This window comes from Streptomyces humidus (assembly GCF_014649655.1).
GTDB classification, from domain to species: domain Bacteria; phylum Actinomycetota; class Actinomycetes; order Streptomycetales; family Streptomycetaceae; genus Streptomyces; species Streptomyces humidus.
Genome location: NZ_BMTL01000004.1, coordinates 192,214 through 215,983, shown reverse-complemented (window position 1 = coordinate 215,983; position 23,770 = coordinate 192,214). Strand labels below are relative to the sequence as shown.

The following is a 23,770-nucleotide window of genomic DNA, read 5'->3' as shown; positions in this document are numbered from 1 at the left end:
AGGTGCCCCATGGCACAGGCATTGCGACCGAACACCGCCGGTTCTCTCTTCGCCACCGACGGCAAACCCCATCCCCTCCAGGACACTCTGCTCGCGGTGACGCTGGTGCTGGGTGTGACGGCCTTCGTCACGTCGTTCTTCCACAGCCTGCATCTGCTCAGCTCCTGGACCGGTCTGGTGGGAATCCTGACCGGCGCGTACGGACAGTGGATCTCCGAGACCACGCGTGAGCGCTTCGGCCTGATCCTCGGTCTCGGTGCCGCGGGCGTCGGTTTCTTCATCGGCATGGCGAACGGTGGTCTGTTCGGCGGAGTCTGGTGACCTCACCGGTGCCGACCCCGGCACCGGGAGCGCCGTCCTCACCGAGGGACGCGTAGGACGCCTACGAACCCACACGGAACGCCCCGGCCGCATCCGGGCCGGGGCGCAGGTGGCGTACGCCCAGTCAGGCCGCTCGCACGGCGCAGTAGGCTTCGGCGCGAGAGCCGGAGCCCCTATCCATGGGGACACCCCAGCCCGAGGAGCGCCCCGAATGAGCCTGACCCTGAGGACGATCAGCCGCGAGCAGCATCTGGCATACATCCAGAGCCTGCCGTCGGCGAGCCACATGCAGGTTCCGGCCTGGGCCGACGTCAAGGCCGAGTGGCGTTCGGAGAACCTCGGCTGGTTCGACGAACGAACCGGTGAACTGGTCGGCGCGGGTCTGGTCCTCTACCGACAGCTGCCCAAGATCAAGCGCTACCTCGCCTACCTGCCCGAGGGCCCGGTCATCAACTGGTACGCGCCGAACCTCACCGACTGGCTGGAACCGATGCTGGCGCACCTCAAGCAACAGGGCGCCTTCTCGGTGAAGATGGGCCCGCCGGTGATCATCCGTCGCTGGGAGGCCACCTCCATCAAGGCGGGCATCCAGAACCCGGACGTGAAGCGACTGCGCGACATCGAGGCCGACTTCATCGAGCCGCGTGCCTTCGAGGTGGCCGACAAGCTGCGCCGCATGGGCTGGCAGCAGGGGGAGGACGGCGGCGCCGGTTTCGGGGACGTCCAGCCGCGCTACGTCTACCAGGTGCCGCTGGCGAACCGCTCCCTCGAAGAGGTCCACAGGAACTTCAACCAGTTGTGGCGACGCAACATCAAGAAGGCCGAGAAGGCCGGCGTCGAGGTCGTGCAGGGCGGCTACCACGACCTTGAGGAATGGCAGCGGCTGTACGAGATCACGGCCGTCCGCGACCACTTCCGGCCGCGGCCCCTGTCGTACTTCCAGCGGATGTGGACGGCCCTCAACACCGAGGACCCCAACCGGATGCGGCTGTATTTCGCCCGCCACAACGGCGTGAACCTGTCGGCGGCCACGATGCTGATCGTCGGCGGCCACGTCTGGTACTCCTACGGCGCCTCCGACAACATCGGCCGGGAGTTCCGCCCCTCGAACGCGATGCAGTGGCGCATGCTGCGGGACGCCTACGCGCTGGGCGCCACCGTCTACGACCTGCGCGGCATCTCCGACTCACTGGACGAGACCGATCACCTCTTCGGCCTGATCCAGTTCAAGGTCGGCACCGGCGGTCAGGCCGCGGAGTACCTCGGCGAGTGGGACTTCCCGCTGAACAAGCTGCTCCACAAGGCGCTTGACATCTACATGTCGCGCCGCTGACGTCACGTTCAGTGATTCCATCCCTCTGACGCACCTCCCCCACACGGCAGCCACGAGAAAGGTCCCGGGTCCGGCCATGGCGCTCACGCTCTACGTCGACACCGCGCGCTGGCGGGCGCACCACAAGCACGTGCAGGAGCAGTTCCCGGGGCTCGTACCGGTCTGCAAGGGCAACGGCTACGGCTTCGGGCACGACCGGCTGGCGGAGGAGGCCACCCGGCTGGGCTCGGACGTCCTCGCCGTCGGCACGACGTACGAGGCCGCGCGTATCAAGGACTTCTTCGGTGGCGACCTGCTGGTGCTGACGCCCTACCGGCGCGGCGAGGAGCCCGTGCCGCTGCCCGACCGGGTCGTGCGCTCGGTGTCGTCGGTGGACGGCGTGTACGGCCTCGTGGGTGCGCGGGTGGTCATCGAGGTGATGTCGTCGATGAAGCGGCACGGCATCAGCGAGCAGGACCTGCCGCAGCTGCACTCCGCCATCGAGAACGTGCGGCTGGAAGGCTTCGCCATCCATCTGCCGCTGGACCGTACCGACGGCTCCGACGCCGTCGAGGAGGTCATCGGCTGGATGGACCGGCTGCGCGCGGCCCGGCTGCCCCTGCACACGATGTTCGTCAGCCACCTCAAGGCCGACGAACTCGCCCGGCTGCAGCAGCAGTTCCCGCAGACCCGCTTCCGCGCGCGCATCGGCACGCGGTTGTGGCTGGGGGACCACGAGGCCACCGAGTACCGCGGGGCGGTCCTGGACGTCACCAAGGTCACCAAGGGCGACCGGTTCGGCTACCGGCAGCAGAAGGCCGCCTCGGACGGCTTCCTGGTGGTCGTGGCGGGCGGTACGTCGCACGGGGTGGGTCTGGAAGCCCCCAAGGCCCTGCACGGCGTCATGCCGCGTGCCAAGGGCGTCGCCCGGGCCGGCCTCGCCACGGTGAACCGGAACCTCTCGCCGTTCGTGTGGGGCGGAAAGCAGCGCTGGTTCGCCGAGCCGCCGCACATGCAGGTGTCCATCCTGTTCGTGCCCTCGGACGCGCCGGAGCCGCACGTCGGCGACGAGCTGGTGGCCCATCTGCGGCACACCACCACGCAGTTCGACCGGATCGTGGATCGCTGACGGTCCCCAGGACGCCCGGGCAGAGCCCAGGGGACACGGATGTGGCCGTACGCGGGATCCGCGTACGGCCACATCCGTGTCCGGCGCCGGACAACAGACTGTTCGCTCAGGGCGAACTGTCGACGACTTCCTGCTTGCCCCACTCCACCTGTGGCCCGTCGAAGGGGAAAGAGTGCCGGGGCGGATGCGCCGCGGGGCCGAGAACGAAGACGTCCTCCGCCCCGTCGAGCACGCCGCCGGAGGGGTCGTCGTCGCCGGCTCGCCGCACCACGTCCCGTTCCGGCATGAGGATGTCGCGGACGACCACACCGCACAGGTAGAGCGTCCCCAGCAGGTGCACGCCGATCACCCAGTGGTAGCCGTCGGTCGGCAGGCCTTTGTGGGTGTCTCCGCTCATCGTGTACGCGAGGTACATCCAGATGCCGAGGAAGTAGGCGACCTCGCACGCCTGCCAGACAAGGAAGTCCCGCCACTTCGGCCGGGCCAGCACCGCCAGCGGCACCAGCCACAGGACGTACTGCGGCGAGTAGACCTTGTTGGTGATGATGAAGGCCGCCACGATCAGGAACGCCAGCTGGGCGAAGCGGGGACGGCGGGCGGCGGTCAGCGCCAGCACCGCGATGCCCACGGCGCACAGCGCGACGAGAAGGGTGGCAAGGGTGTTGACGCTGTCGGTGGTGAGCGGGTCGCTGGAGTTCTGGGCCAGGATCAGCCAGAAGGAGCCGAAGTCGACGCCCCGCTCCTGGCTGAACCGGTAGAACTTCGACCAGCCTTCGAAGGCGAAGAGCATGACCGGCAGGTTCACCACCAGCCAGGAGACGGTCGCACCGCCCAGCGCCTTGCCGAAGTCCCGCCACTTGCCCGCGCGCCAGCACAGCACGAACAGGGGGCCGAGGAGGAAGACGGGATAGAGCTTGGCGGCCGTGGCAAGCCCCAGCAGGACCCCGAAAGCCAGCGACCGGCCCCGGGACCACATGAGCATCGCGGCGGCCGTCAGGGCGACCGCCAGGAGGTCCCAGTTGATGGTCGCGGTCAACGCGAAGGCGGGTGCCAGGGCGACCAACAGGCCGTCCCAGGGACGCCGGGCATGTGTGCGCGTCACGCAGACGGCGATGACGGCCGCGCATGCCATCAGCATCCCGGCGTTGACGATCCAGTACCACTGCTCCTGATCCTGGATGCTGCCCCCGCCGGGCGCCAGCCAGTTGGCCACCTCCATGAACACGCCGGTGAGCACCGGGTACTCCAGGTAGTCCATGTCACCTGGGAGCTTGTCGAAGTACGGGACGAGTCCATCGGCGAAGCCACGCCCCTGGTAGAGGTGCGGGATGTCCGAATAGCAGGCGTGCGTGTACTGGGAGGTGGCTCCGAAGAACCAGCCCCCGTTGTAGCAGGGCGCCTTCTGGATCAGTCCGAGGGCGAACATCCCGATCGCCACGAGCGCGACGATCCGTACGGGAGTCCACCAGGACGTCCCCAGCAGGGCCCGCCGGCCGAGAGGACCGCCGATCAGCTCACTGCCGGCCGCGGCCACCGGATCGTCACTGGTCGGCTTTACCGGATCCGGCTCATGCACGCGCGCCGGCGAGGATTCTGCACTGGGCATGGGCGCCATCCTGCCGTACGGAGCCAGGAAAGCGCCGAGGGCCGCCCCACCTGGTCCGGTGGAGCGGCCCTCGTTTCACGTGAAACATGCGCATGTTTCACGTGAAACACGCAAGGTGGGCGATAGTGCCGATCACCCGCCCGGGCCTCCGAAGATGCCGCCGTTGGTGTTCCCTCTTGTGTCGGCCGGGCTCTCGGAGGGGCTCGGTGACGGGCTCGCCTCGCCCGTGCCGCCATTCCCGTTGCCGTTGGTCGTCCCACCGTCGTTCGGGCAACCGAAGAACTTGTTGCAGGTATCCGACGGCGACGGCGACGGCTCGACCGCCGACTTGCTCGGCGACGGGGAGGGTGACGGCTCCTCCTCGGGCTCGCTGGCCGACGGCGTCGGGGTCGGCGACGGTTCCGCGTTGACGACCTCACCGATGGGCTGCGGCTCCGGGAAGTCCTTCGCCGGAGTGCCCTGCAGCGCCTCGAGCATGTAGTCGTGCCAGATCTGCGCCGGGAACGAAGCGCCGTGGATCTTCTTCTGGCCACCCGTGCCGAACATCTCCAGGAACGTACGGTTCTTCTTCGTCTCGTCGTCGTCGTAGCGGAACATGGTGACCGCGGTCGACAGTTGCGGGGTGTAGCCCACGAACCAGGCCGACTTGTTGCCGTCGGTGGTACCGGTCTTGCCCGCCACCTCACGGCCCGGCAGCTGCGCGTTGGTGCCGGTGCCCTTCTCGACCACCGTCTTCAGGACATCGGTCACATTGTCGGCGACCTTGTCGGTGAACGCCTGCTTCGTCTGCGTCCTGTGCGTGAAGATCTGGCCCTTCTCGCTCGTGACCTTTTCCACGGAGTACGGGTCCCGCTGCTTGCCGCTGGAGGCGAAGGTGGCGTAGGCGCCGGCCATCCGGATCGCACTCGGGTCGGAGATGCCGATCGAGAACGACGGGAAGCCACTGTTGGTCAGGCTGGACTCCTTCAGGCCCGCCTGGACGGCGGAGTCCTTGACCTTGTCCAGGCCCACGTCCATACCGAGCTGCACGAAGGCGGAGTTCACGGACTCGCGCATCGCCTCACGCAGGTCGATCTTGAAGTCGGGCGCGTCGCCCACAGAGACGTTGCCGTCATTGGTCTGGAGCCACTCCTCGCCCTTCTCGTTCTTCCAGATCGAGCGGTCGTAGTTCCTGATCTTCAGCTTGTTCTGGCCGCTGAACAGGCTCTTGGGCGAGACGATGGTGCGCTCGTCCTGCGCCTGCGAGGACCCCAGGTCCGGATCGCGCACACCCCAGGTCATCGCGGCCGCCAGCACGAACGGCTTGAAGGTCGAACCGACCTGGGCACCGGTCTGGTCCGCGTTGTCGGTGAAGTGCTTGGTGGCGTCCTGGCCGCCGTAGATGGCCCGGATGGCGCCGGTGTCCGGCTCCACGGATGCTCCACCGAACTGGACGTGCGTGTCCGTGTCCGGCCGTCGCTCCGGCTTGATGTTGGCGTCCTGGACCTTCTTGACCGCCGTCTCCAGCTCGTTGACCTTCTTCTTGTCGAAGGTCGTGTAGATCGAGAAGCCGCCCTGCTGCAGCAGGTCCTGGGTGACCCCGGTCTCCTTGCTGTGGGTCACCAGGTAACCGTTGGCGAGGTCGACGAGATAGCCGATCTGACCCTTCAGGTCGGTGTTCGACCGGGGGTTCTGCCACTTGGGGAGCGTGGGGTACTTCGCCCGCACCGACGCGTCGAGATGGCCGTACTCGACCATCTTGTCGAGGGTGTCCTGCATCTGGCGATAGGCCCGCTTGCTGTTGGCCGCGGGCGTCGCGCCGACCGAGTCGACGGACGTCGCGCCGGCCGGGTCGTAGTACGTGGCGCCCTTCAGCATGGCGGCGAGGAACGCGCACTCACCCGGGTTGAGCTTGATCGCGTCCTTGTTGAAGTAGGCGCGGGCTGCGGCCTGGATCCCGTAGGCGTTGCGTCCGTAGTAGGCGGAGTTCAGGTAGCCCGCCATGATCTGGTCCTTGTCGACCTCCGCACCCACCTTTATGGACACGAAGATCTCCTTGAACTTCCGGGAGATCGTCTGCGACTGGTCGTTCAGCATGGCGTTCTTGACGTACTGCTGGGTGATCGTCGATCCACCCTGCGTCTGTCCGCCCCGGGCCATGTTGAACACGGCACGGGCGATGCCCTTGGGGTCGATGCCGCTGTCGTCGTAGAAGGTCTTGTTCTCCTGGGAGATCACCGCCCAGCGCATCTCCTCCGGGATCTGCGAGAGGTCGATGTTCTGACGGTTCGTCTCACCACCGGTGGCAACCATCTGGCTGCCGTCCTTCCAGTAGTAGACGTTGTTCTGCGCCGTGGCCGTCTTGGCGACGTCCGGGATGCCCACCATGGCGTACCCGATGCCTGCCACGGCCACCAGGCTGCCGACGAAGCCAACGAACAGACCCGCGACGAGCTTCCACGACGGCATCCAGCGCTGCCAGCCGTACTTGTCAGCGCGCGGGTAGTCGATCAGACGTTTCCGGTCGGGCGCCGAGCGCCCCCTGCCCCGTCCGGGGCCGGTCTGGCCGCCGCGGCGACCCGCTGCGAGATCGGCTGATCTACGCCGACCGCCGCCCTGACTTCTCTGGGACGCGCGTCGGGCGTCGGCGCGGCTGCCGGTCGGCTGCTGCTCACTTCCGGACCCGTGGCCCAACCCGTAGTCGGCAGGAGATCCGGTGGCGCCTCGCGGTGCCGCGCGGCGGCCGGAGGACGCACCGGACTGGCCGCGTCGGGCCGCGGCACGTCCGTCTCCCTGCGGCTGCGGCGGTTTGCGACGGTGCTCGCTCATCGAACGATTACTCCTCGGGCAGGCGCATCCGTGCGCGCCTGGAAAAGGCGGCTGGTTTCCTGTCCCCCCGAAGTACGGATGTGGTCGCTTGCGCATTCACCCGTACTGCACCGAGGACCTCGACGCCCCCCGGCGTCTCATGGGTCCCGGTGGTGTGCATGGCGCACAGACTACGCACCACCAAAACCCGCCTAGCCCCGAAGTTCACCCCAAATCAGGCATCTCGCCTGCAATGAATCCGTGATGTGATCCCGTTCACCATCTCTCCACTTGTCGCATCCGGAAGGCCGTTCTATCGTCTAGATGTATCGAGTCGATACATCAGCGCGGCATAAAGCCGAGAGGGGGCGACGATGAGCCGGCGTTCCGGAATCCTTGAGTTCGCCGTCCTCGGCCTCCTGCGCGAGTCCCCCATGCACGGCTATGAGCTGCGCAAACGACTCAATACGTCGTTGGGTGTGTTCCGTGCGTTCAGCTACGGCACGCTCTACCCCTGCCTCAAGACGCTGGTCGCCAACGGCTGGTTGATCGAAGAGCCGGGGAGCACCCCGGAGGACGCCCTCGCAGCTCCACTCGCAGGGCGACGCGCCAAGATCGTCTATCGATTGACGGCGGAGGGGAAAGAGCACTTCGAGGAGCTTCTCTCCCAGACCGGCCCCGACGCGTACGAGGACGAGACCTTCGCCGCTCGTTTCGCCTTCTTCGGCCAGACGTCGCGCGATGTCCGCATGCGCGTGCTGGAGGGCCGTCGCAGCCGGCTGGAGGAGCGTCTGGAGAAGATGCGCGCCTCCCTGGCACGCACCCGGGAACGCCTCGACGACTACACGCTTGAGCTCCAGCGCCACGGAATGGAGTCCGTGGAGCGCGAAGTGCGCTGGCTGAACGAGCTCATCGAGAGCGAGCGGGCCGGACGGGACCTGAAGGGTTCACCGTCCGGGGGGTCCGCTCAGCAGCACAACACATCTGGATCGACGGGCGGCCTGCCCCGTCCCGGAGTCACCTCCGGGACGGATTCGCCCGACGAAACCGCCACGTGAGCGCCCATCCAGGGCCTCACTCGTACACACAGGGAGCAACCGGAATGGGTTCGGTTCGCGTAGCCATCGTCGGCGTGGGCAACTGCGCGGCGTCGCTGGTGCAGGGCGTCGAGTACTACAAGGACGCCGACCCGGCGACCAAGGTCCCGGGCCTGATGCACGTGCAGTTCGGGGACTACCACGTCGGTGACGTCGAGTTCGTCGCCGCCTTCGACGTCGACGCGAAGAAGGTCGGTCTCGACCTCTCGGACGCCATCGGTGCCAGCGAGAACAACACCATCAAGATCTGCGACGTCCCGAACAAGGGCGTCGCGGTCCTGCGCGGTCACACCCTCGACGGTCTCGGCAAGTACTACCGCGAGACCATCGAGGAGTCCGCCGAGACGCCGGTCGACGTGGTCCAGGTCCTCAAGGACAGGCAGGTCGACGTTCTCGTCTGCTACCTGCCCGTCGGTTCCGAGGACGCGGCGAAGTTCTACGCCCAGGCCGCCATCGACGCCAAGGTCGCCTTCGTCAACGCCCTCCCGGTCTTCATCGCCGGCACCAAGGAGTGGGCGGACAAGTTCACCGAGGCGGGCGTCCCGATCGTCGGCGATGACATCAAGTCCCAGGTCGGCGCCACCATCACGCACCGCGTGATGGCGAAGCTGTTCGAGGACCGCGGTGTCCGTCTCGAGCGCACCATGCAGCTCAACGTCGGCGGCAACATGGACTTCAAGAACATGCTGGAGCGCGACCGCCTCGAGTCCAAGAAGATCTCGAAGACGCAGGCCGTCACCTCGCAGATCCCCGACCGCGACCTGGGCGAGAAGAACGTCCACATCGGTCCCTCGGACTACGTGGCCTGGCTGGACGACCGCAAGTGGGCGTACGTCCGCCTCGAGGGCCGCGCCTTCGGCGACGTCCCGCTGAACCTGGAGTACAAGCTCGAGGTCTGGGACTCCCCGAACTCCGCGGGTGTCATCATCGACGCGTTGCGCGCCGCGAAGATCGCCAAGGACCGCGGCATCGGCGGCCCCATCCTGTCGGCGTCGAGCTACTTCATGAAGTCCCCGCCGGTGCAGTACTTCGACGACGAGGCGTACGACAACGTCGAGAAGTTCATCCGCGGCGAGGTCGAGCGCTAACCCGCCCCGCACGGAAAATACGCTCCTGCCAGGGCTGTGGAGGGTCCCCGGGTCACCTGTCCCGGGGACCCTCCCCGTATGTGAGGCTGTGCCCATGGCTGTCGTCCGTGATCTGCGCGTTCTGCTGCGCCTGAGCGACTTCCGGCGGCTGCTCGCCGTACGGCTGCTCTCCCAGTGCGCGGACGGCGTCTACCAGGTCGCGCTCGCCACCTATGTCGTGTTCTCGCCGGAGAAGCAGACGTCGGCCACTGCGATCGCCTCGGCGATGGCGGTCCTGTTGCTGCCCTACTCGCTGGTCGGTCCCTTCGCGGGCGTCCTGCTCGACCGCTGGCGCCGTCGCCAGGTGCTCCTGCACGGCAACCTGCTGCGAGCGGTGCTGGCTTCGGTGACGGCCTTCCTGATGATCGGCAAGGTCCCCGACTGGCTCTTCTACGCCTCGGCGCTCTGTGTCACGGCGGTCAACCGTTTCGTCCTCGCCGGGCTGTCGGCGGCCCTGCCCCGCGTGGTCGACGGCGAACGGCTGGTGATGGCCAACTCCCTTTCCCCGACGGCCGGGACGCTGGCCGCGGTCGCGGGCGGTGGTCTCGCCTTCGTCGTCCGCCTGACGGTCTCGGACACCGACGCGGCCGTGGTGCTGCTGGCGTGCGCGCTGTATCTGTGCGCCGCACTGGTCTCCCTCTCGATGGCGGTGAATCTGCTCGGCCCCGACGACGGTCTCGGCAGGTCCCGGCTGGCGGGCGCTCTCCAGGGCACCGCCCACGGACTTTCCGCCGGCATACGTCACCTCGCAGAGCCCCAGCGCAGAAAGGCCGCCTGGGCTCTCGGCTCGATCTCGCTGATGCGGTTCTGCTACGGCGCCCTGACCGTCATGGTGCTGATGCTGTGCCGGTACGCCTGGTCGTCCGACCCGGACGACGGACTGGCCCTCCTGGGACTGGCGGTGGGCGTCTCCGGCGCCGGCTTCTTCGTCGCGGCGGTCGTGACCCCCTGGGCTGCGGACCGGCTCGGTCCGGTCCGCTGGATCGCCGTCTGTGCCGCGGTCGCCGCGGTTCTGGAGCTCGCCCTGATGCTTCCGTTCGCCCAGCTCACCACGTTCACCGCCGCGTTCGTCCTGGGGCTGGTCACCCAGGGCGCGAAGATCGCCACCGACACGGTCGTACAGGCCTGCGTGGAGGACGGCTTTCGCGGCCGGATCTTCTCGCTCTACGACGTCCTGTTCAACGTCGCGTTCGTCGGCGCCGCCGCTGTCGCCGCGCTGATGCTGCCCGCCGACGGACGCTCACCGGGGCTTGTTGTCACGGTCTCCGTTATCTACGGAGCAGTTGCTGGCGCTATGGTCCGCTTTGCGCGTAGGTGAGTGTCACATCAGTGACACAGACCTTCGCCCGGCTTCAGGGTTGTCAGTGGGGCCCGGTAACTTACGTGCGTCTTACCTCGCGAGCGATTTCGCGCCACGTCCAAGTTTTCTAGGGGGACCCCCAAATGTCGACTCCGCCGCCCCAGGGCCAGAACCCGTTCGCGCAGCCGGGCCAGCAGTCCTATGGCCAGCCCCAGGGCCAGGCTCCGTACCCGCCGCAGGGCGGCTACCCCCAGCAGCCCGGCCAGCCCGGCTACCCCACCGCCCCCTACGGCGCGGTCCCGCCGGAGCAGCCCCGCCGCAAGGTCAGCTTCAAGCTGATCATGCGAGTTGTCGTCGTCATCGCGGTCATCGGTGCGGTCATCGGCGGATACATATCGAGCCAGGACGACGCCAAGACGGCAGCTGTCGGCGACTGCATGCACCGTGGCAACAGCGACGACAACAACCCGGACCTCGAGGTCGTCAAGTGCGACTCCTCGCAGGCGCAGTTCATCGTGCTGGCGAAGGTCGAGGGTACCTACACGCAGACCACGGCCGACAGTAAGTGCGAAGAGAAGTCCAAGGACTTCCAGTACTCGTACACCGAAAGCGGTGACGGCACCAACTTCCTGCTCTGCCTGAAGGACTACAAGAAGTAAGGCAGTAGCAGGCAGGGGCGGTGTTTCACGTGAAACACCGCCCCTTCGCATGTCCATCCACCGCATCGGCCAGGTGTGTTTCACGTGAAACACACCCGCGTCTCACACGTCAGTCCTGCTCTGCCCACCATTCCTTGAGAGCCGACACCGCGGCGTCGTACTCCATCGGGCCATTCTCCAGGCGCAGTTCCAGCAGGTACTTGTACGCCTTGCCGATGGCGGGACCGGGGCCGACGCCCAGGATCTCCATGATCTGGTTGCCGTCCAGGTCAGGACGGATTGCATCCAGCTCCTCGCGCTCCTTCAGCTCGGAGATGCGCTCCTCCAACCCGTCATACGCCCGGGAGAGCGTGGCCGCCTTGCGCCTGTTACGCGTCGTGCAGTCCGAACGCGTCAGCTTGTGGAGCCGTTCGAGCAGCGGCCCGGCGTCCCGCACATAGCGACGCACCGCGGAGTCCGTCCATTCGCCCGCGCCGTAGCCGTGGAAGCGCAGATGGAGTTCGACCAGACGAGAGACGTCCTTCACCAGCTCGTTGGAGTACTTCAGAGCAGTCATCCGCTTCTTCGTCATCTTCGCGCCGACCACCTCGTGGTGGTGGAACGAGACACGGCCGTCCTTCTCGAAGCGACGGGTGCGCGGCTTGCCGATGTCGTGCAGCAGCGCGGCGAGCCGCAGAACGAGGTCGGGCCCGTTCTGCTCCAGAGCCATGGCCTGTTCAAGAACGATCAGGGTGTGCTCATAGACGTCCTTGTGCCGGTGGTGCTCGTCACTCTCCAGCCGGAGCGCGGGCAATTCGGGCAGCACACGGTCGGCAAGACCTGTGCCGACCAGCAGGGAGAGTCCTTTACGCGGGTACGCGGAGAGGATCAGCTTGTTCAGCTCGTCCCGGACCCGCTCGGCCGAGACGATCTCGATGCGCTCGGACATCTCCGTCATCGCCGTGACCACATCCGGTGCGACCTCGAAGTCGAGCTGGGCGGCGAAGCGGGCGGCGCGCATCATGCGCAGCGGATCGTCCGAGAAGGACTCCTCCGGAGTGCCCGGCGTACGCAGCACACGTGCCGCGAGGTCACCGAGGCCCCCGTGCGGGTCGATGAACTCCTTCTCAGGAAGGGCCACGGCCATGGCGTTCACCGTGAAGTCCCGGCGCACGAGGTCTTGCTCGATGGAGTCGCCGTACGACACCTCAGGCTTGCGCGAGGTGCGGTCGTACGCCTCCGAGCGGTAGGTGGTGACCTCGATCTGGAAGCTTCGATCGATGTCTCCGACGCGGACATCCTTCTGGACGCCGACGGTGCCGAAGGCGATGCCGACCTCCCATACGGAGTCCGCCCACGGCCGCACGATCTTGAGGATGTCCTCGGGCCGGGCGTCCGTCGTGAAGTCCAGGTCATTGCCGAGCCGGCCGAGCAACGCGTCACGGACCGAGCCGCCGACCAGGGCGAGGGAGAACCCGGCCTTCTGGAAGCGGCGGGCGAGGTCGTCGGCGACAGGGGCCACCCGCAGCAGTTCGCTCACCGCACGGTGCTGCACCTGGCTCAGGACGCTGAGATTGTCTTCGTTGGCGTTCGGCACAACAGAAGAGGGTACGTGGCCGCGCGGGCCGCGGCCGCCTCGTTTCGCCATGGACGGACACCTCCGCCGATACGCTGTCAAGACCGCCTCTTGCCCGCTTACGAGCCCTTCTCCTTATATATGCATATAGCGGACGAGCCGGTTGTCTTCCGCGATCTTGTGGAGGAGTCCGTGGCACTTCCCCTCAGCGCGCATCGTTACGATGCGTGGACGCACATTCCGACGACCACTGACGACGACGAGGGACGGACGAACGCGTGGCCGAGGCGGCAGACTTCCCGGGGATGACTCCCTCACCTGCCCGCCGGTTGCTGCGGCGCACCGGAGCACTGCTCGCCGGGGCGCCCCTGCTGGCCGGTCTTCTCCAGCTGCCCGCCGCCGGCACCGCGCAGGCCGCCGTCCAGGCCGGCGTCAAGGAGGCCTCCGACGGAGGCACGGTGGCCGTCGCCGTCGACTCGCTCAGCCCGAGCGCCCCTGCCGACGGGGACACGTTGACCGTCTCGGGCACGGTCACGAACAACGGCAAACAGGCGGTCACCGCCGCTCACGTGGACCTGCGCCTGGGCGAGGCGCTCGCCACCCGCTCGGCGATCGACAGGGCGGCCGCACGAGCGGACTCCCTCCCCGTCGACGACGGTTCCCCGGTCGGCGGCAAATACGTCGCCAAGTTCGCCAAGCTCATGCCCGGCGTGGCCCAGCACTTCAGCATCTCCGTCCCGGTCGACAAGCTCGACCTGGGCAAGGAGGGGGTCTATCCGCTCGGAGTCTCCCTGTCCGGCCAGACGTCCGCACAGCAGTGGGACCAGGTCCTGGGCGTACAGCGGACCTTCCTCCCGTGGCAGGCCGACGAGGCCGACTCCCGGACCTCGACGACTGTGCTGTGGCCGCTGGTGTCCACCGTCCACATGACGGCGGAGACCGGCTCGAACGCGCAGCAGACCCCGGTCTTCCTCAACGAGGACCTGGCCAAGGAGATCGCCCCCGGCGGTCGCCTGGACCAGATGCTGACCCTGGGCAAGGACCTCGACGTCACGTGGGTCATCGACCCGGACCTGCTGGCGTCCGTCGACGCCATGGCCGGCAGCTACCGCATCCGGGGCGACGGCGACACCACGACGCCCGGAACCCAGCAGGCGGTCGCGAAGCAGTGGCTCGGCGAGCTGCAGGCCGCGGTCACCGGCAAGGAGGTCGTCGCGCTGCCCTTCGCCGACCCCGACCTGGCCTCGCTGGCCCACAACGGCACCGGCGTCGCCGGCTCCCTGAGCCAGCTCAAGGAGGCCACCGACGTCGCCGCCACCACGGTGGAGACGGTGCTCCACGTGACCCCGAGCACCGACTTCGCCTGGCCGGTGGACGGCGCCGTCGACCCGTCGATCGTCAAGGTCGCCACCTCCGCCGGCGCCGACAAGGTCATCGCACGCAGCGACAGCCTCGCCGAGACCGGCGACCTCTCCTACACTCCCTCCGCAGCCCGCCCCATCGGCGGCGGCACCACGGCACTCGTCGCGGACTGGCGGCTGTCCAGGATGTTCGAGGGAGATCTCACGAAGGCCTCCGCGTCCACGCTCGCCGTGCAGGAGTTCCTCGCGCAGAGCCTGGAGCTGAACCAGCAGACGGACAAGCAGCGCAGCATCGTCGTCGCGCCCCAGCGCATGCCGACCGCGAATCAGGCCCGGGCGCTCGCGGAGGCCGTCACACAGCTCCAGGGCGGCACCTGGTCGCAGCCCCAGCAGCTCGCGGTGGCCGCCAAGGCCAAGCCCGACCCGGCCGCCAGCACGAAGGTACCGTCCAGGTCGGCGTATCCGGCGTCGCTGCGCAAGCGGGAGCTGCCCCGGGCGGCCTTCGAGGAGATCGCGGACACCCAGGACAAGCTCGACAACTTCAAGGTGATCCTCGCCAACGAGGCAAGGGTGGTGACCCCCTTCGGGCGGGCCATAAACCGCGAGATGTCCACGTCCTGGCGGGGTCGCAGCGCCGTGGTGAGCGCGTTCAGGCAAAGCGTGCGGACGTACCTCGACACGCTGACCGGGCAGGTCAAGCTGATCGACAAGTCGGAGACCAAGCTCTCCGGACGCAGCGCCACGATCCCGGTGACCGTGCAGAACAACCTCGTGCAGGGCGTCGGCCACCTGGTCCTGCGGCTCACCTCCACGAACTCGACCCGTCTGGAGATCTCCGGCGAGCCCTACGCGGAGCAGCCGATCACGGTCTCCGGCGGCCATACGACGACAGTGAAGTTCAGCACATCCGCGAAGGTCAACGGCCAGACGACGGTGATCGCCCAGCTGTACACCGAGGACGGCCAGGAGTACGGAGCGCCGGTGACCTTCGATGTGAAGGTCACCGAGATCACGGCCACGGTGATGCTGGTCATCGGTGGCGGCGTCCTGCTGCTGGTGCTGGCCGGCTTCCGCATGTACACCCAGCGCAAGCGTGCCGCCGCCCGCGACGCCGGGGAAGCCGACGAGGACGGCCCCGACGAGGGCGACGAGACCGCGGGCGCCCCGCAGAACCCTGCGGGGCCCCGGGACCGTCACAGGGAATACTCCGGCGCGTCAGCCGGGGCAGACGACCCGGAGCAGCCGAGTGACGAGAGCCCGGACACCGAAGCGGAAAGCGCAGACCCGTCCGGCACGGGTGAGAGAGTGGACCGTTGAGGATGTCGTGGCCGGTGGGCCGGGGACGATGAGGTGGGGTAACCATGAACGCGCCGTACGACGGTGACCGCGGCCGGGCCGCGGGCGGCTCGGGGCACCCCGAGGGCCCGCCACCCGAGCAGGGCCAGGTGCCGCCGCAGCACCCCGCGGACATGTACCTCCAGGACGCCTACGACCAGGACCCCTACCGGGCCCAGGACCTCACCGCGCAGGACCCGGTCGCCGAGGCGCTCTACGACCGCGCCGCGCACCCCCCTCCGCCTCCGGGCGCCTATGAGCCACAGCAGCCCCTCTACGGCCCGCCCCCGCAGTCCCCGTACGCCCCCGACCCGCACGTGTGGGCCAAGACACCGGCACCCGAGCCGGAAGGCCCCACGCAGTACCTCCCGTACGGCGACGACCCCCGCACCACCCAGTTCGTGGGCGTCGACGACCTGGTCACGCACTCCGGAGAACAGCAGCACCAGCCGGATGCCTTCGCCCACCTCTTCCGGGACCAGCAGCAGAGCGGCTACCAACAGCAGACCGGCCATCAGCCGCAGAGCGACTCCCGGCCGTCGGCGGAGCCTCCGGCCGTGCCGGGCCCGGCCCAGCCGTCGGGCGGGCCGGGAGCACCGCAGCGGTACCCGGCTCCGATGGCCGCCACCCCCGCGGTGGACCAGACCATGAACCTCACCGCGGCCCCCGGCACGGCCCGTGAGCCGGCCCCCGCCCCGAAGAAGGGCGGTCGGGCGTCGGGACTGCTGAAGTCCAGCGCCGTCATGGCCGCGGGCACGATGGTCTCCCGGCTCACCGGCTTCGTCCGCTCCGCGCTGATCGTCTCCGCGCTGGGCGTCGGCCTGCTCGGCGACACCTTCCAGGTCGCCTACCAGCTCCCGACGATGATCTACATCCTGACCGTCGGCGGCGGACTCAACTCCGTCTTCGTGCCGCAGCTCGTGCGCGCCATGAAGGAAGACGAGGACGGCGGCGAGGCCTACGCCAACCGCCTGCTCACCCTCGTCATGGTGGCGCTGGGCCTGCTCACGGTCGCCGCGATCGCCGCGGCTCCCGTCCTGATCCGCCTCCTGTCCGACTCGGTCGCCAGCAACCCGGCGGCCAACGAGGTCGGCGTCACGTTCGTCCGCTACTTCCTGCCCTCGATCTTCTTCATGGGCGTCCACGTGGTGATGGGTCAGATCCTGAACGCGCGCGGAAAGTTCGGCGCGATGATGTGGACGCCCGTCCTCAACAACATCGTCATCATCGTGACGCTGGGCATGTTCATCTGGGTCTACGGCACCGCCGCCGACTCCGGCATGAAGGTCACGAGCATTCCGCCGGAGGGTGAGCGCCTCCTCGGCATCGGGATCCTGCTCGGCCTGGTCGTCCAGGCTCTCGCCATGATCCCGTACCTGCGCGAGACCGGGTTCCGGCTGCGGCTGCGCTTCGACTGGAGGGGCCACGGCCTCGGCAAGGCGGCGACGCTCGCCAAGTGGACCGTCCTCTTCGTCCTGGCCAACCAGGCGGGCGCGCTCGTCGTGACCCAGCTGTCCACCTCGGCCGGCAAGGACTCGCCGGTCGACGGCACGGGCTTCGCGGCCTACGCAAACGCCCAGCTGATCTGGGGCCTGCCCCAGGCCATCATCACCGTCTCCCTGATGGCCGCCCTGCTGCCCCGCATCTCGCGCTCGGCCGCCGAGGGCGACGGCGGCGCGGTCCGCGACGACATCTCGCAGGGCCTGCGCACCACGGCCGTGGCGATCGTGCCGATCGCCTTCGGCTTCCTCGCCCTCGGCATCCCCATGTGCACGCTGATCTTCGGTTCCTCGGGCACCAGCGAAGCCACGAACATGGGCTTCATGCTGATGGCCTTCGGCCTCGGCCTGATCCCCTACTCCGTGCAGTACGTCGTCCTGCGCGCCTTCTACGCCTACGAAGACACCCGCACCCCCTTCTACAACACGGTCATCGTGGCCGCGGTCAACGCGAGTGCCTCGGCGGTCTGCTACTTCGTCCTGCCCGCCCGCTGGGCCGTGGTCGGCATGGCGGCTTCCTACGGTCTGGCCTACGCGATCGGCGTCGGCGTCGCCTGGAACCGGCTCCGCAAGCGGCTCGACGGTGACCTCGACGGCTCCCACGTCCTGCGGACGTACGCCCGTCTGTGCATCGCCTCGGTGCCTGCCGCGCTGATCAGCGGCGCGGCCTGCTACGGCATCGGACACAGCCTGGGCCAGGGCGTTCTCGGCTCCTTCGCCGCTCTGCTGGCCGGCGGGGCGCTCCTGCTCGGCGTGTTCTTCCTCGCCGCCCGCAGAATGCGCATCGAGGAGCTCAACTCGCTCGTCGGCATGGTCCGCGGCCGCCTGGGGCGCTAGAGACCGCCGGACGGAGCAGATCCGGGAAAAGAAACGGCTGCACGAAGGTGAGCGAGCGCCAGTCGCACAACCATCGTTCGCCCCCGTGTGTCGTGCATAGCGGCGGACTGTGGGCACAATTGGGTTCGGCGTCGGACGGCGCGCACGAGGTCGCACGGCGCGCACTGAATGGGGAGGCAGGAACGACGGTGGCGGAACGGAGCACAGCTGCCGTCGACGTGGCAGACAACAGCGGTGACGAACCGCTGACCGCACAAGCGGACCAGTCCACGGCCGACGGGGTGGTCAAGAACCGGGAGCAGGACACGGACACCGACGAGGCACAGGGGAGTGGCGGGGCGGAGCGCCTCGGGAAGGCCTCACCGCCGGAACTGCACAGCGGCCACAAGCTCGCCAGACGCTACCGTCTCGAAGAGTGCGTCACCCGTCTGGACGGTTTCAGCAGTTGGCGTGCCGTCGACGAGAAACTCCGTCGTGCCGTGGGCGTCCATGTCCTGCCCGCGGACCATGTCCGGGCCCGTTCGGTGCTGGCCGCGGCGCGCTCCTCGGCGCTGCTCGGCGACCCCCGCTTCGTCCAGGTACTGGACGCCGTCGAGGAGAACGACCTCGTCTACGTGGTCCACGAGTGGCTGCCCGACGCCACCGAGCTGACCACTCTGCTCGCGGCGGGCCCGCTCGAGCCGCACGACGCCTACCAGATGGCCAGTCAGATCGCCTCCGCGATGGCCGCGGCTCACCGAGAGGGCCTGGCTCATCTGCGGCTGAACCCCAACGCCGTGCTGCGCACCTCGTCGGGGCAGTGGCGCATCCGCGGCCTCGCCGTGAACGCCGCCCTGCGCGGCATCGCCACCGACGCCCCGCAGCGCACCGACACCGAGGCGATCGGCGCGCTGCTGTACGCCGCGCTCACGCAGCGCTGGCCCTACGAGAACGACGCCTACGGCCTGTCCGGACTGCCGAAGGACGTCGGGCTGATCGCCCCCGACCAGGTGCGCGCCGGTGTCCACCGGGGACTGTCGGAGCTGTCCATGCGCGCGCTGGTCAACGACGGCGCGACCGCCTCCCGACACGAAGCCGCCTGCACCACACCGGAAGAACTGGTGAAGGCCATCGGCGAGATGCCGCGCATCCGGCCCCCGGAGCCCGCGTTCACCGCCCCGCCCGAGTACCAGCGCACGACGTACCAGCAGGGCACCTACGGGCGACCGGCGACGCATCCCGGCGTCACCCAGCAGATCACGGCCCCGCCGCCCCCGCTGCAGAGCCGTACCGGCAAGGCCCTGAAGTGGGCGGTGTCCGCCCTCCTCATCGCCGCCCTCGGTCTGGGCAGCTGGCAGCTCGCCGACGCCCTGATGGACCGGGGGAACTCCGATGACAGTAACCGGACACAGACGACGGACGAAGGCGACAAGAACAGCACCGCGCCCAAGCCGGTCAAGCCGCTGAAGATCCAGGACGCGGCCGAATACGTGGTGAGCGGCAGCGCACAGCACCCAGGCGACGTCGGAGAGACCTACGACCGCGACAGCTCGACCTACTGGCGGACGTCGAGCTTCATCGGCGGCCCGAACCTCGCGCCGTACAAGCCGGGCGTGGGCATCGTCTACGACCTGGGATCGGCGAAGGAGATCTCCACAGCAGCCATAGGGCTCTACTACGGCGGCGACCACACGACCGTGAACCTGTACGCCGCGGACTCCCTGAACCCGTCGCCGAGTGCACTGAAGTCGATGAAGAAGATCGGCACACTCACCACGACCGGAACCACCGCCACAGTGAAGGCGTCCAAGCCGGTCAAGACACGGTACGTGCTCGTCTGGCTCACAGCCCTGCCGTACGCTGCCGGCGACCAGTACAGCGACGCCGGCCACAAGCAGGGCATCACCGACGTGAAGTTCACGGGTTGACGTCTGACCGAAGGGGGAGGGGGTCCGATGGTGGAAAGCTCCGGATACGACGGAGTGAGCGACCAGGACCTCCTCACCCGCCACGTCGAGGGCGACCCCGACGCCTTCGGTGAGCTCGTACGGCGGCACCGCGACCGGCTGTGGGCGGTTGCCCTGCGCACGCTCGCAGACCGCGAGGAAGCCGCTGACGCCGTCCAGGACGCCCTGGTGTCCGCCTACCGGGCCGCCCACACCTTCCGCGGCCAGTCCGCCGTCACTACCTGGCTGCATCGCATCACCGTGAACGCCTGTCTGGACCGGGCTCGCAAGGCGGCCTCCCGCAAGACCTCCCCGGTCGACGACACCGAGCGACTGGAGCAACTGCTCGACCCTCACGAGTCGGCCTCCGCGCCGGCGGAACGCAATGACGTGCACCGCCAGCTCATCGAAGCGCTCGGCACTCTCCCGCCCGATCAACGGGCCGCCCTCGTCCTCGTGGATATGCAGGGCTACCCGGTCGCCGAGGCCGCCCGCGTGCTCGATGTGCCGACCGGGACGGTGAAGAGCCGCTGCGCCCGGGGCAGAGCCAGACTCCTGCCCCTGCTCAGCCACCTGCGGCCTGAAGGCTCCGGGGGCAGGAGAGAAAGCGACCCAGGAAGGAACCGGGCGCAGGGGACATCCGTCCCACCGGCAGCGGGTCCTCGGGGCGAGGAGTCGGGCAACGCCGGTACAGGTGATTCAGCTGCTGTGAAGGGCGGAGGTGGGCGAGCGTGACATCAACGGCGGACACGGCAGGGCACCCGGACGTCGCGGAGATCTCCGACCTCACCGAGGGCCTGCTCTCCCCCACCCGAAGCGCCGACGTACGTCGGCATCTCGACGCCTGCGCACTCTGCGCCGACGTACACGCCTCGCTTCAGGAGATCCGAGGCCTGCTGGGCGATCTTCCCGGCCCACCGCGCATGCCGGACGACGTCGCCCACCGCATCGACGCCGCTCTGGCGGCCGAGGCTCTGCTGAACGCCACGGTCCCGGACGGAAAGCGTGCTCACGAGACGGCTGCCGCCATCACCGCGGACACCAATGAGATCACCGACTCCGACGCCTTCCATGTTTCACGTGAAACACCGGCTTCGGCCGACCGCCCCTCGGGGCATGCTCGGGCCGCCGCCTCCGGCCCGGGGCGCAAAGACCGCCCGAACCGCAAGCGGACCAACCGCCGCAAGGCCGCCGTCCTCGGCGCGGTCTTCACGGCGGCGGCATTGGGGCTCGGCTCCGTGCTGATGTCGTCCCTCACGGACGGCGGAAACCCGGGCAGCGCGGCCCATCAGTCCACAACGCCCGACACCTTCTCCGCGAGCAAGCTGGAGAACCAGGTCACCGATCTCCTGGCCAAGACCGGCGGCTCCCGTGCCTCGTCCAGCATGGGCATCCAGGGCGAGCCCGACCATCAGACGCCGAAAACCCTGCGGCAGCCCACGATTCCCCCCTGCGTGCAGAAGGGCATCGGACGCAGCGAAGGGGCCCTCGCCACCGAGGCGGGCACCTACCAGGGCAGGGACGCTGTGCTCGTCGTACTGCCCGACGCCAAGGACAGCACGAGGGTCGACGCCTACATCATGGACACGGCCTGTGTGGATCATCCGTCGTCGGGCCCTGCCAGGGTTCTACTGACGACCACCTACGCCCGCCGCTGACGAGACGCCGCCCCTACTCGTTCTCACGCCGCCTCCTGGGCGTCTGCCCCTGTGACGTCCTCCCTTCGTGTGCCCGGACACAGCGGGAATGGAAGCCCCTTAGGATCCGTTGGGTGGGGTGAGAGTCCAGAGAAGCTCCCCCGGTCGATCGACGCTGTCCAGAGACGAGGAAACAAGCCGTGAGCGACGTCCGTAACGTGATCATCATCGGCTCCGGGCCCGCCGGCTACACCGCGGCCCTCTACACCGCGCGCGCCTCGCTGAAGCCGCTGGTGTTCGAAGGCGCCGTCACCGCGGGCGGCGCACTGATGAACACCACCGAGGTGGAGAACTTCCCCGGCTTCCAGGACGGGATCATGGGCCCCGAGCTCATGGACAACATGCGGGCCCAGGCCGAGCGCTTCGGTGCCGAACTGATCCCCGACGACATCGTCTCGGTCGACCTCACCGGTGAGATCAAGACCGTCACGGACACCGCCGGCACGGTCCACCGCGCCAAGGCCGTCATCGTGACCACCGGCTCGCAGCACCGCAAGCTCGGCCTGCCGAACGAAGACGCGCTCTCCGGCCGCGGTGTCTCCTGGTGTGCCACCTGCGACGGCTTCTTCTTCAAGGACCAGGACATCGCCGTCATCGGCGGCGGCGACACCGCGATGGAGGAAGCAACCTTCCTCTCCCGGTTCGCCAAGTCCGTGACGATCGTCCACCGCCGGGACACCCTGCGCGCTTCCAAGGCGATGCAGGAGCGTGCCTTCGCCGACCCGAAGATCAAGTTCGTCTGGGACAGCGAGGTCGCCGAGATCCAGGGCGACCCGAAGCTGGCCGGACTGAAGCTGCGCAACCTCAAGACCGGCGAGCTCTCGGACCTGCCGGTGACCGGACTGTTCATCGCGATCGGCCACGACCCGCGCACCGAGCTCTTCAAGGGACAGCTCGACCTCGACGAGGAGGGGTACCTGAAGGTCGCCGCGCCCTCCACCCGGACGAATGTGACCGGCGTCTTCGCCGCCGGCGACGTCGTGGACCACACGTACCGTCAGGCGATCACCGCGGCCGGCACCGGCTGCTCCTCCGCTCTCGACGCCGAGCGCTACCTCGCCGCCCTCGCGGACGAGGAGCAGGCCGAGCCCGAGAAGACCTCCGTCTGATCCCCTCCCGCCCCCCGCACAAGAACTAAGGAGCCCCCTGTGGCCGGCACCCTGAAGAATGTGACCGACGCCGACTTCGAAGAGGTCGTCCTCAAGAGCGACAAGCCCGTGCTGGTGGACTTCTGGGCCGAGTGGTGCGGCCCGTGCCGTCAGATCGCGCCCTCCCTCGAGGCCATCGCCGCCGAGCACGGCGAGAAGATCGAGATCGTCAAGCTCAACATCGACGAGAACCCGAACACGGCCGCCAAGTACGGCGTCATGTCCATCCCGACCCTGAACGTGTACCAGGGTGGCGAGGTCGCCAAGACCATCGTCGGCGCCAAGCCGAAGGCCGCGCTCGTCCGCGACCTGGAGGCCTTCATCTCCGAGTGACACAGAAAGCCGTCACGCCGACGGTCAATGTTTCACGTGAAACAGCGAAGGGCCGGTCCGTGGGGACCGGCCCTTCGCTGTGTCGAAGTCTCCTACAGCGGGCGCAACACCGGCTCCTTCTGGACTGCTCCCAGCAACCGGTCCAATGCCATCTCCACATCTTCCTTCCACGAGAGGGTGCTCCGCAGCTCCAGTCTCAGCCGAGGGTGGGCCGGATGAGGACGGACGGTCTTGAAGCCCACTGCCAGCAGGTGATCGGCCGGGAGCAGACAGGCCGGTTCCTTCCAGCGGGTGTCGCCGAACGCCTCGATGGCCCTGAAGCCCCGCCTCAGCAGATCCTTGGCGACCGTCTGAACCATCACACGGCCCAGCCCCTGCCCCTGGTAGCCCGGCATGATGAACGCCGTAATGAGCTGCACGGCGTCCGGGGACACCGGGCTGGTGGGGAACGCCGTCGAGCGGGGGACATAGGCGGGAGGCGCGTACAGCACAAAGCCCACGGGGACGTCATCCACATAGACGACCCGGCCGCACGACCCCCAGTCCAGCAGGACGGCGGAGATCCAGGCCTCCTTCTCCAGAGCTGTTGTCCCCGACTTCAGCGCGGCTTCGCCGCTGACGGGATCGAGCTCCCAGAAGACGCAGGAGCGGCAGCGCTGGGGAAGGTCCTGAAGGTTGTCCAGCGTGAGCGGTACGAGCCGACGCCCCATGAAGGCTGTTCCTCGCTTCCTTCGCCCGCTTC

Annotated in this window: 18 protein-coding genes; 14 read left to right on the top strand and 4 right to left on the bottom strand. The window is 68.3% G+C overall.

What is annotated here, in order from left to right:
- The first annotated feature begins 9 nt into the window (after positions 1-9).
- The 3 genes from IE239_RS06065 (at position 10) to IE239_RS06055 (ending at position 2,762) form a co-directional block, all read left to right on the top strand.
- Entirely contained in the window at positions 10-321 is a 312-nt protein-coding gene (locus tag IE239_RS06065; protein WP_190148212.1) for a hypothetical protein, read from the top strand.
- A 211-nt stretch (positions 322-532) separates the two neighbouring features.
- Positions 533-1,654 carry a peptidoglycan bridge formation glycyltransferase FemX gene (femX, locus tag IE239_RS06060; protein WP_190148211.1) on the top strand — a complete coding sequence of 374 codons (1,122 nt, stop codon included), beginning with the start codon at positions 533-535 and terminating at the stop codon, positions 1,652-1,654.
- Positions 1,655-1,730: 76 nt separating this feature from the next.
- Positions 1,731-2,762: an alanine racemase gene (locus tag IE239_RS06055; protein WP_190148210.1), complete on the top strand. Its 1,032-nt coding sequence runs from the start codon at positions 1,731-1,733 to the stop codon at positions 2,760-2,762.
- Positions 2,763-2,868: 106 nt separating this feature from the next.
- Here IE239_RS06055 and IE239_RS06050 read toward each other — a convergent pair whose 3' ends face one another.
- Positions 2,869-4,368 carry a glycosyltransferase family 87 protein gene (locus IE239_RS06050; protein WP_190148209.1) on the bottom strand — a complete coding sequence of 500 codons (1,500 nt, stop codon included), beginning with the start codon at positions 4,366-4,368 and terminating at the stop codon, positions 2,869-2,871.
- A gap of 132 nt (positions 4,369-4,500) precedes the next feature.
- A complete protein-coding gene (locus tag IE239_RS06045) occupies positions 4,501-7,176 on the bottom strand; it encodes a transglycosylase domain-containing protein (RefSeq protein ID WP_190148208.1) in 2,676 nt (891 codons plus the stop codon).
- Between the two features lie 353 nt (positions 7,177-7,529).
- Between IE239_RS06045 and IE239_RS06040 the strand changes: the two genes are divergently transcribed.
- The 4 genes from IE239_RS06040 to IE239_RS06025 all read left to right on the top strand — a co-directional run bounded on the left by IE239_RS06040 (position 7,530) and on the right by IE239_RS06025 (position 11,338).
- On the top strand, positions 7,530-8,213 hold the full coding sequence (locus tag IE239_RS06040) for a PadR family transcriptional regulator (RefSeq protein ID WP_190148207.1): 684 nt from the start codon (positions 7,530-7,532) through the stop codon (positions 8,211-8,213).
- A 44-nt stretch (positions 8,214-8,257) separates the two neighbouring features.
- Positions 8,258-9,340, top strand: coding sequence for an inositol-3-phosphate synthase (locus tag IE239_RS06035; RefSeq protein WP_190148206.1), 1,083 nt, complete (start codon positions 8,258-8,260; stop codon positions 9,338-9,340).
- A gap of 94 nt (positions 9,341-9,434) precedes the next feature.
- Entirely contained in the window at positions 9,435-10,697 is a 1,263-nt protein-coding gene (locus IE239_RS06030; RefSeq protein ID WP_190148205.1) for an MFS transporter, read from the top strand.
- A gap of 125 nt (positions 10,698-10,822) precedes the next feature.
- The gene (locus IE239_RS06025; RefSeq protein ID WP_190148204.1) at positions 10,823-11,338 is read left to right on the top strand and encodes an LppU/SCO3897 family protein; all 516 of its coding nucleotides are present in this window, start codon (positions 10,823-10,825) and stop codon (positions 11,336-11,338) included.
- Positions 11,339-11,447: 109 nt separating this feature from the next.
- Here IE239_RS06025 and IE239_RS06020 read toward each other — a convergent pair whose 3' ends face one another.
- Positions 11,448-12,914, bottom strand: coding sequence for a CCA tRNA nucleotidyltransferase (locus IE239_RS06020; RefSeq protein ID WP_190148203.1), 1,467 nt, complete (start codon positions 12,912-12,914; stop codon positions 11,448-11,450).
- Between the two features lie 257 nt (positions 12,915-13,171).
- Here IE239_RS06020 and IE239_RS06015 point away from each other — a divergent pair, with 257 nt between their 5' ends.
- From IE239_RS06015 to trxA, 7 genes are all read left to right on the top strand, one after another.
- Positions 13,172-15,571, top strand: a complete 2,400-nt coding sequence (locus tag IE239_RS06015; RefSeq protein ID WP_190148202.1) for a DUF6049 family protein — start codon at positions 13,172-13,174, stop codon at positions 15,569-15,571.
- A 44-nt stretch (positions 15,572-15,615) separates the two neighbouring features.
- Positions 15,616-17,925 carry a murein biosynthesis integral membrane protein MurJ gene (gene murJ / locus IE239_RS06010; RefSeq protein WP_190148201.1) on the top strand — a complete coding sequence of 770 codons (2,310 nt, stop codon included), beginning with the start codon at positions 15,616-15,618 and terminating at the stop codon, positions 17,923-17,925.
- Positions 17,926-18,113: 188 nt separating this feature from the next.
- The gene (locus IE239_RS06005) at positions 18,114-19,832 is read left to right on the top strand and encodes a protein kinase family protein (protein WP_190148200.1); all 1,719 of its coding nucleotides are present in this window, start codon (positions 18,114-18,116) and stop codon (positions 19,830-19,832) included.
- 27 nt (positions 19,833-19,859) lie between these two features.
- On the top strand, positions 19,860-20,585 hold the full coding sequence (sigM, locus tag IE239_RS06000; RefSeq protein ID WP_190148199.1) for an RNA polymerase sigma factor SigM: 726 nt from the start codon (positions 19,860-19,862) through the stop codon (positions 20,583-20,585).
- Complete coding sequence (locus tag IE239_RS05995) at positions 20,582-21,508, top strand: anti-sigma factor family protein (RefSeq protein WP_190148198.1); 927 nt, start codon at positions 20,582-20,584, stop codon at positions 21,506-21,508. The genes sigM and IE239_RS05995 overlap by 4 nt, the downstream gene beginning before the upstream one ends.
- Positions 21,509-21,687: 179 nt before the next feature.
- Positions 21,688-22,656 carry a thioredoxin-disulfide reductase gene (trxB, locus tag IE239_RS05990; protein WP_190148197.1) on the top strand — a complete coding sequence of 323 codons (969 nt, stop codon included), beginning with the start codon at positions 21,688-21,690 and terminating at the stop codon, positions 22,654-22,656.
- 39 nt (positions 22,657-22,695) lie between these two features.
- On the top strand, positions 22,696-23,028 hold the full coding sequence (gene trxA, locus IE239_RS05985; protein WP_190148196.1) for a thioredoxin: 333 nt from the start codon (positions 22,696-22,698) through the stop codon (positions 23,026-23,028).
- A gap of 92 nt (positions 23,029-23,120) precedes the next feature.
- Here the strand turns inward: trxA and IE239_RS05980 are convergent, their stop codons facing one another.
- On the bottom strand, positions 23,121-23,738 hold the full coding sequence (locus IE239_RS05980) for a GNAT family N-acetyltransferase (protein ID WP_190148195.1): 618 nt from the start codon (positions 23,736-23,738) through the stop codon (positions 23,121-23,123).
- Positions 23,739-23,770 lie beyond the last annotated feature (32 nt).

Bases quoted from the DNA above. Each gene is read 5' to 3' on its own strand.
- IE239_RS06065 (WP_190148212.1), top strand. From the start codon at position 10: ATGGCACAGGCATTGCGACCGAACACCGCCGGTTCTCTCTTCGCCACC.
- femX (WP_190148211.1), top strand. From the start codon at position 533: ATGAGCCTGACCCTGAGGACGATCAGCCGCGAGCAGCATCTGGCATAC.
- IE239_RS06055 (WP_190148210.1), top strand. From the start codon at position 1,731: ATGGCGCTCACGCTCTACGTCGACACCGCGCGCTGGCGGGCGCACCAC.
- IE239_RS06050 (WP_190148209.1), bottom strand. From the start codon at position 4,368: ATGCCCAGTGCAGAATCCTCGCCGGCGCGCGTGCATGAGCCGGATCCG.
- IE239_RS06045 (WP_190148208.1), bottom strand. From the start codon at position 7,176: ATGAGCGAGCACCGTCGCAAACCGCCGCAGCCGCAGGGAGACGGACGT.
- IE239_RS06040 (WP_190148207.1), top strand. From the start codon at position 7,530: ATGAGCCGGCGTTCCGGAATCCTTGAGTTCGCCGTCCTCGGCCTCCTG.
- IE239_RS06035 (WP_190148206.1), top strand. From the start codon at position 8,258: ATGGGTTCGGTTCGCGTAGCCATCGTCGGCGTGGGCAACTGCGCGGCG.
- IE239_RS06030 (WP_190148205.1), top strand. From the start codon at position 9,435: ATGGCTGTCGTCCGTGATCTGCGCGTTCTGCTGCGCCTGAGCGACTTC.
- IE239_RS06025 (WP_190148204.1), top strand. From the start codon at position 10,823: ATGTCGACTCCGCCGCCCCAGGGCCAGAACCCGTTCGCGCAGCCGGGC.
- murJ (WP_190148201.1), top strand. From the start codon at position 15,616: ATGAACGCGCCGTACGACGGTGACCGCGGCCGGGCCGCGGGCGGCTCG.
- sigM (WP_190148199.1), top strand. From the start codon at position 19,860: ATGGTGGAAAGCTCCGGATACGACGGAGTGAGCGACCAGGACCTCCTC.
- IE239_RS05980 (WP_190148195.1), bottom strand. From the start codon at position 23,738: ATGGGGCGTCGGCTCGTACCGCTCACGCTGGACAACCTTCAGGACCTT.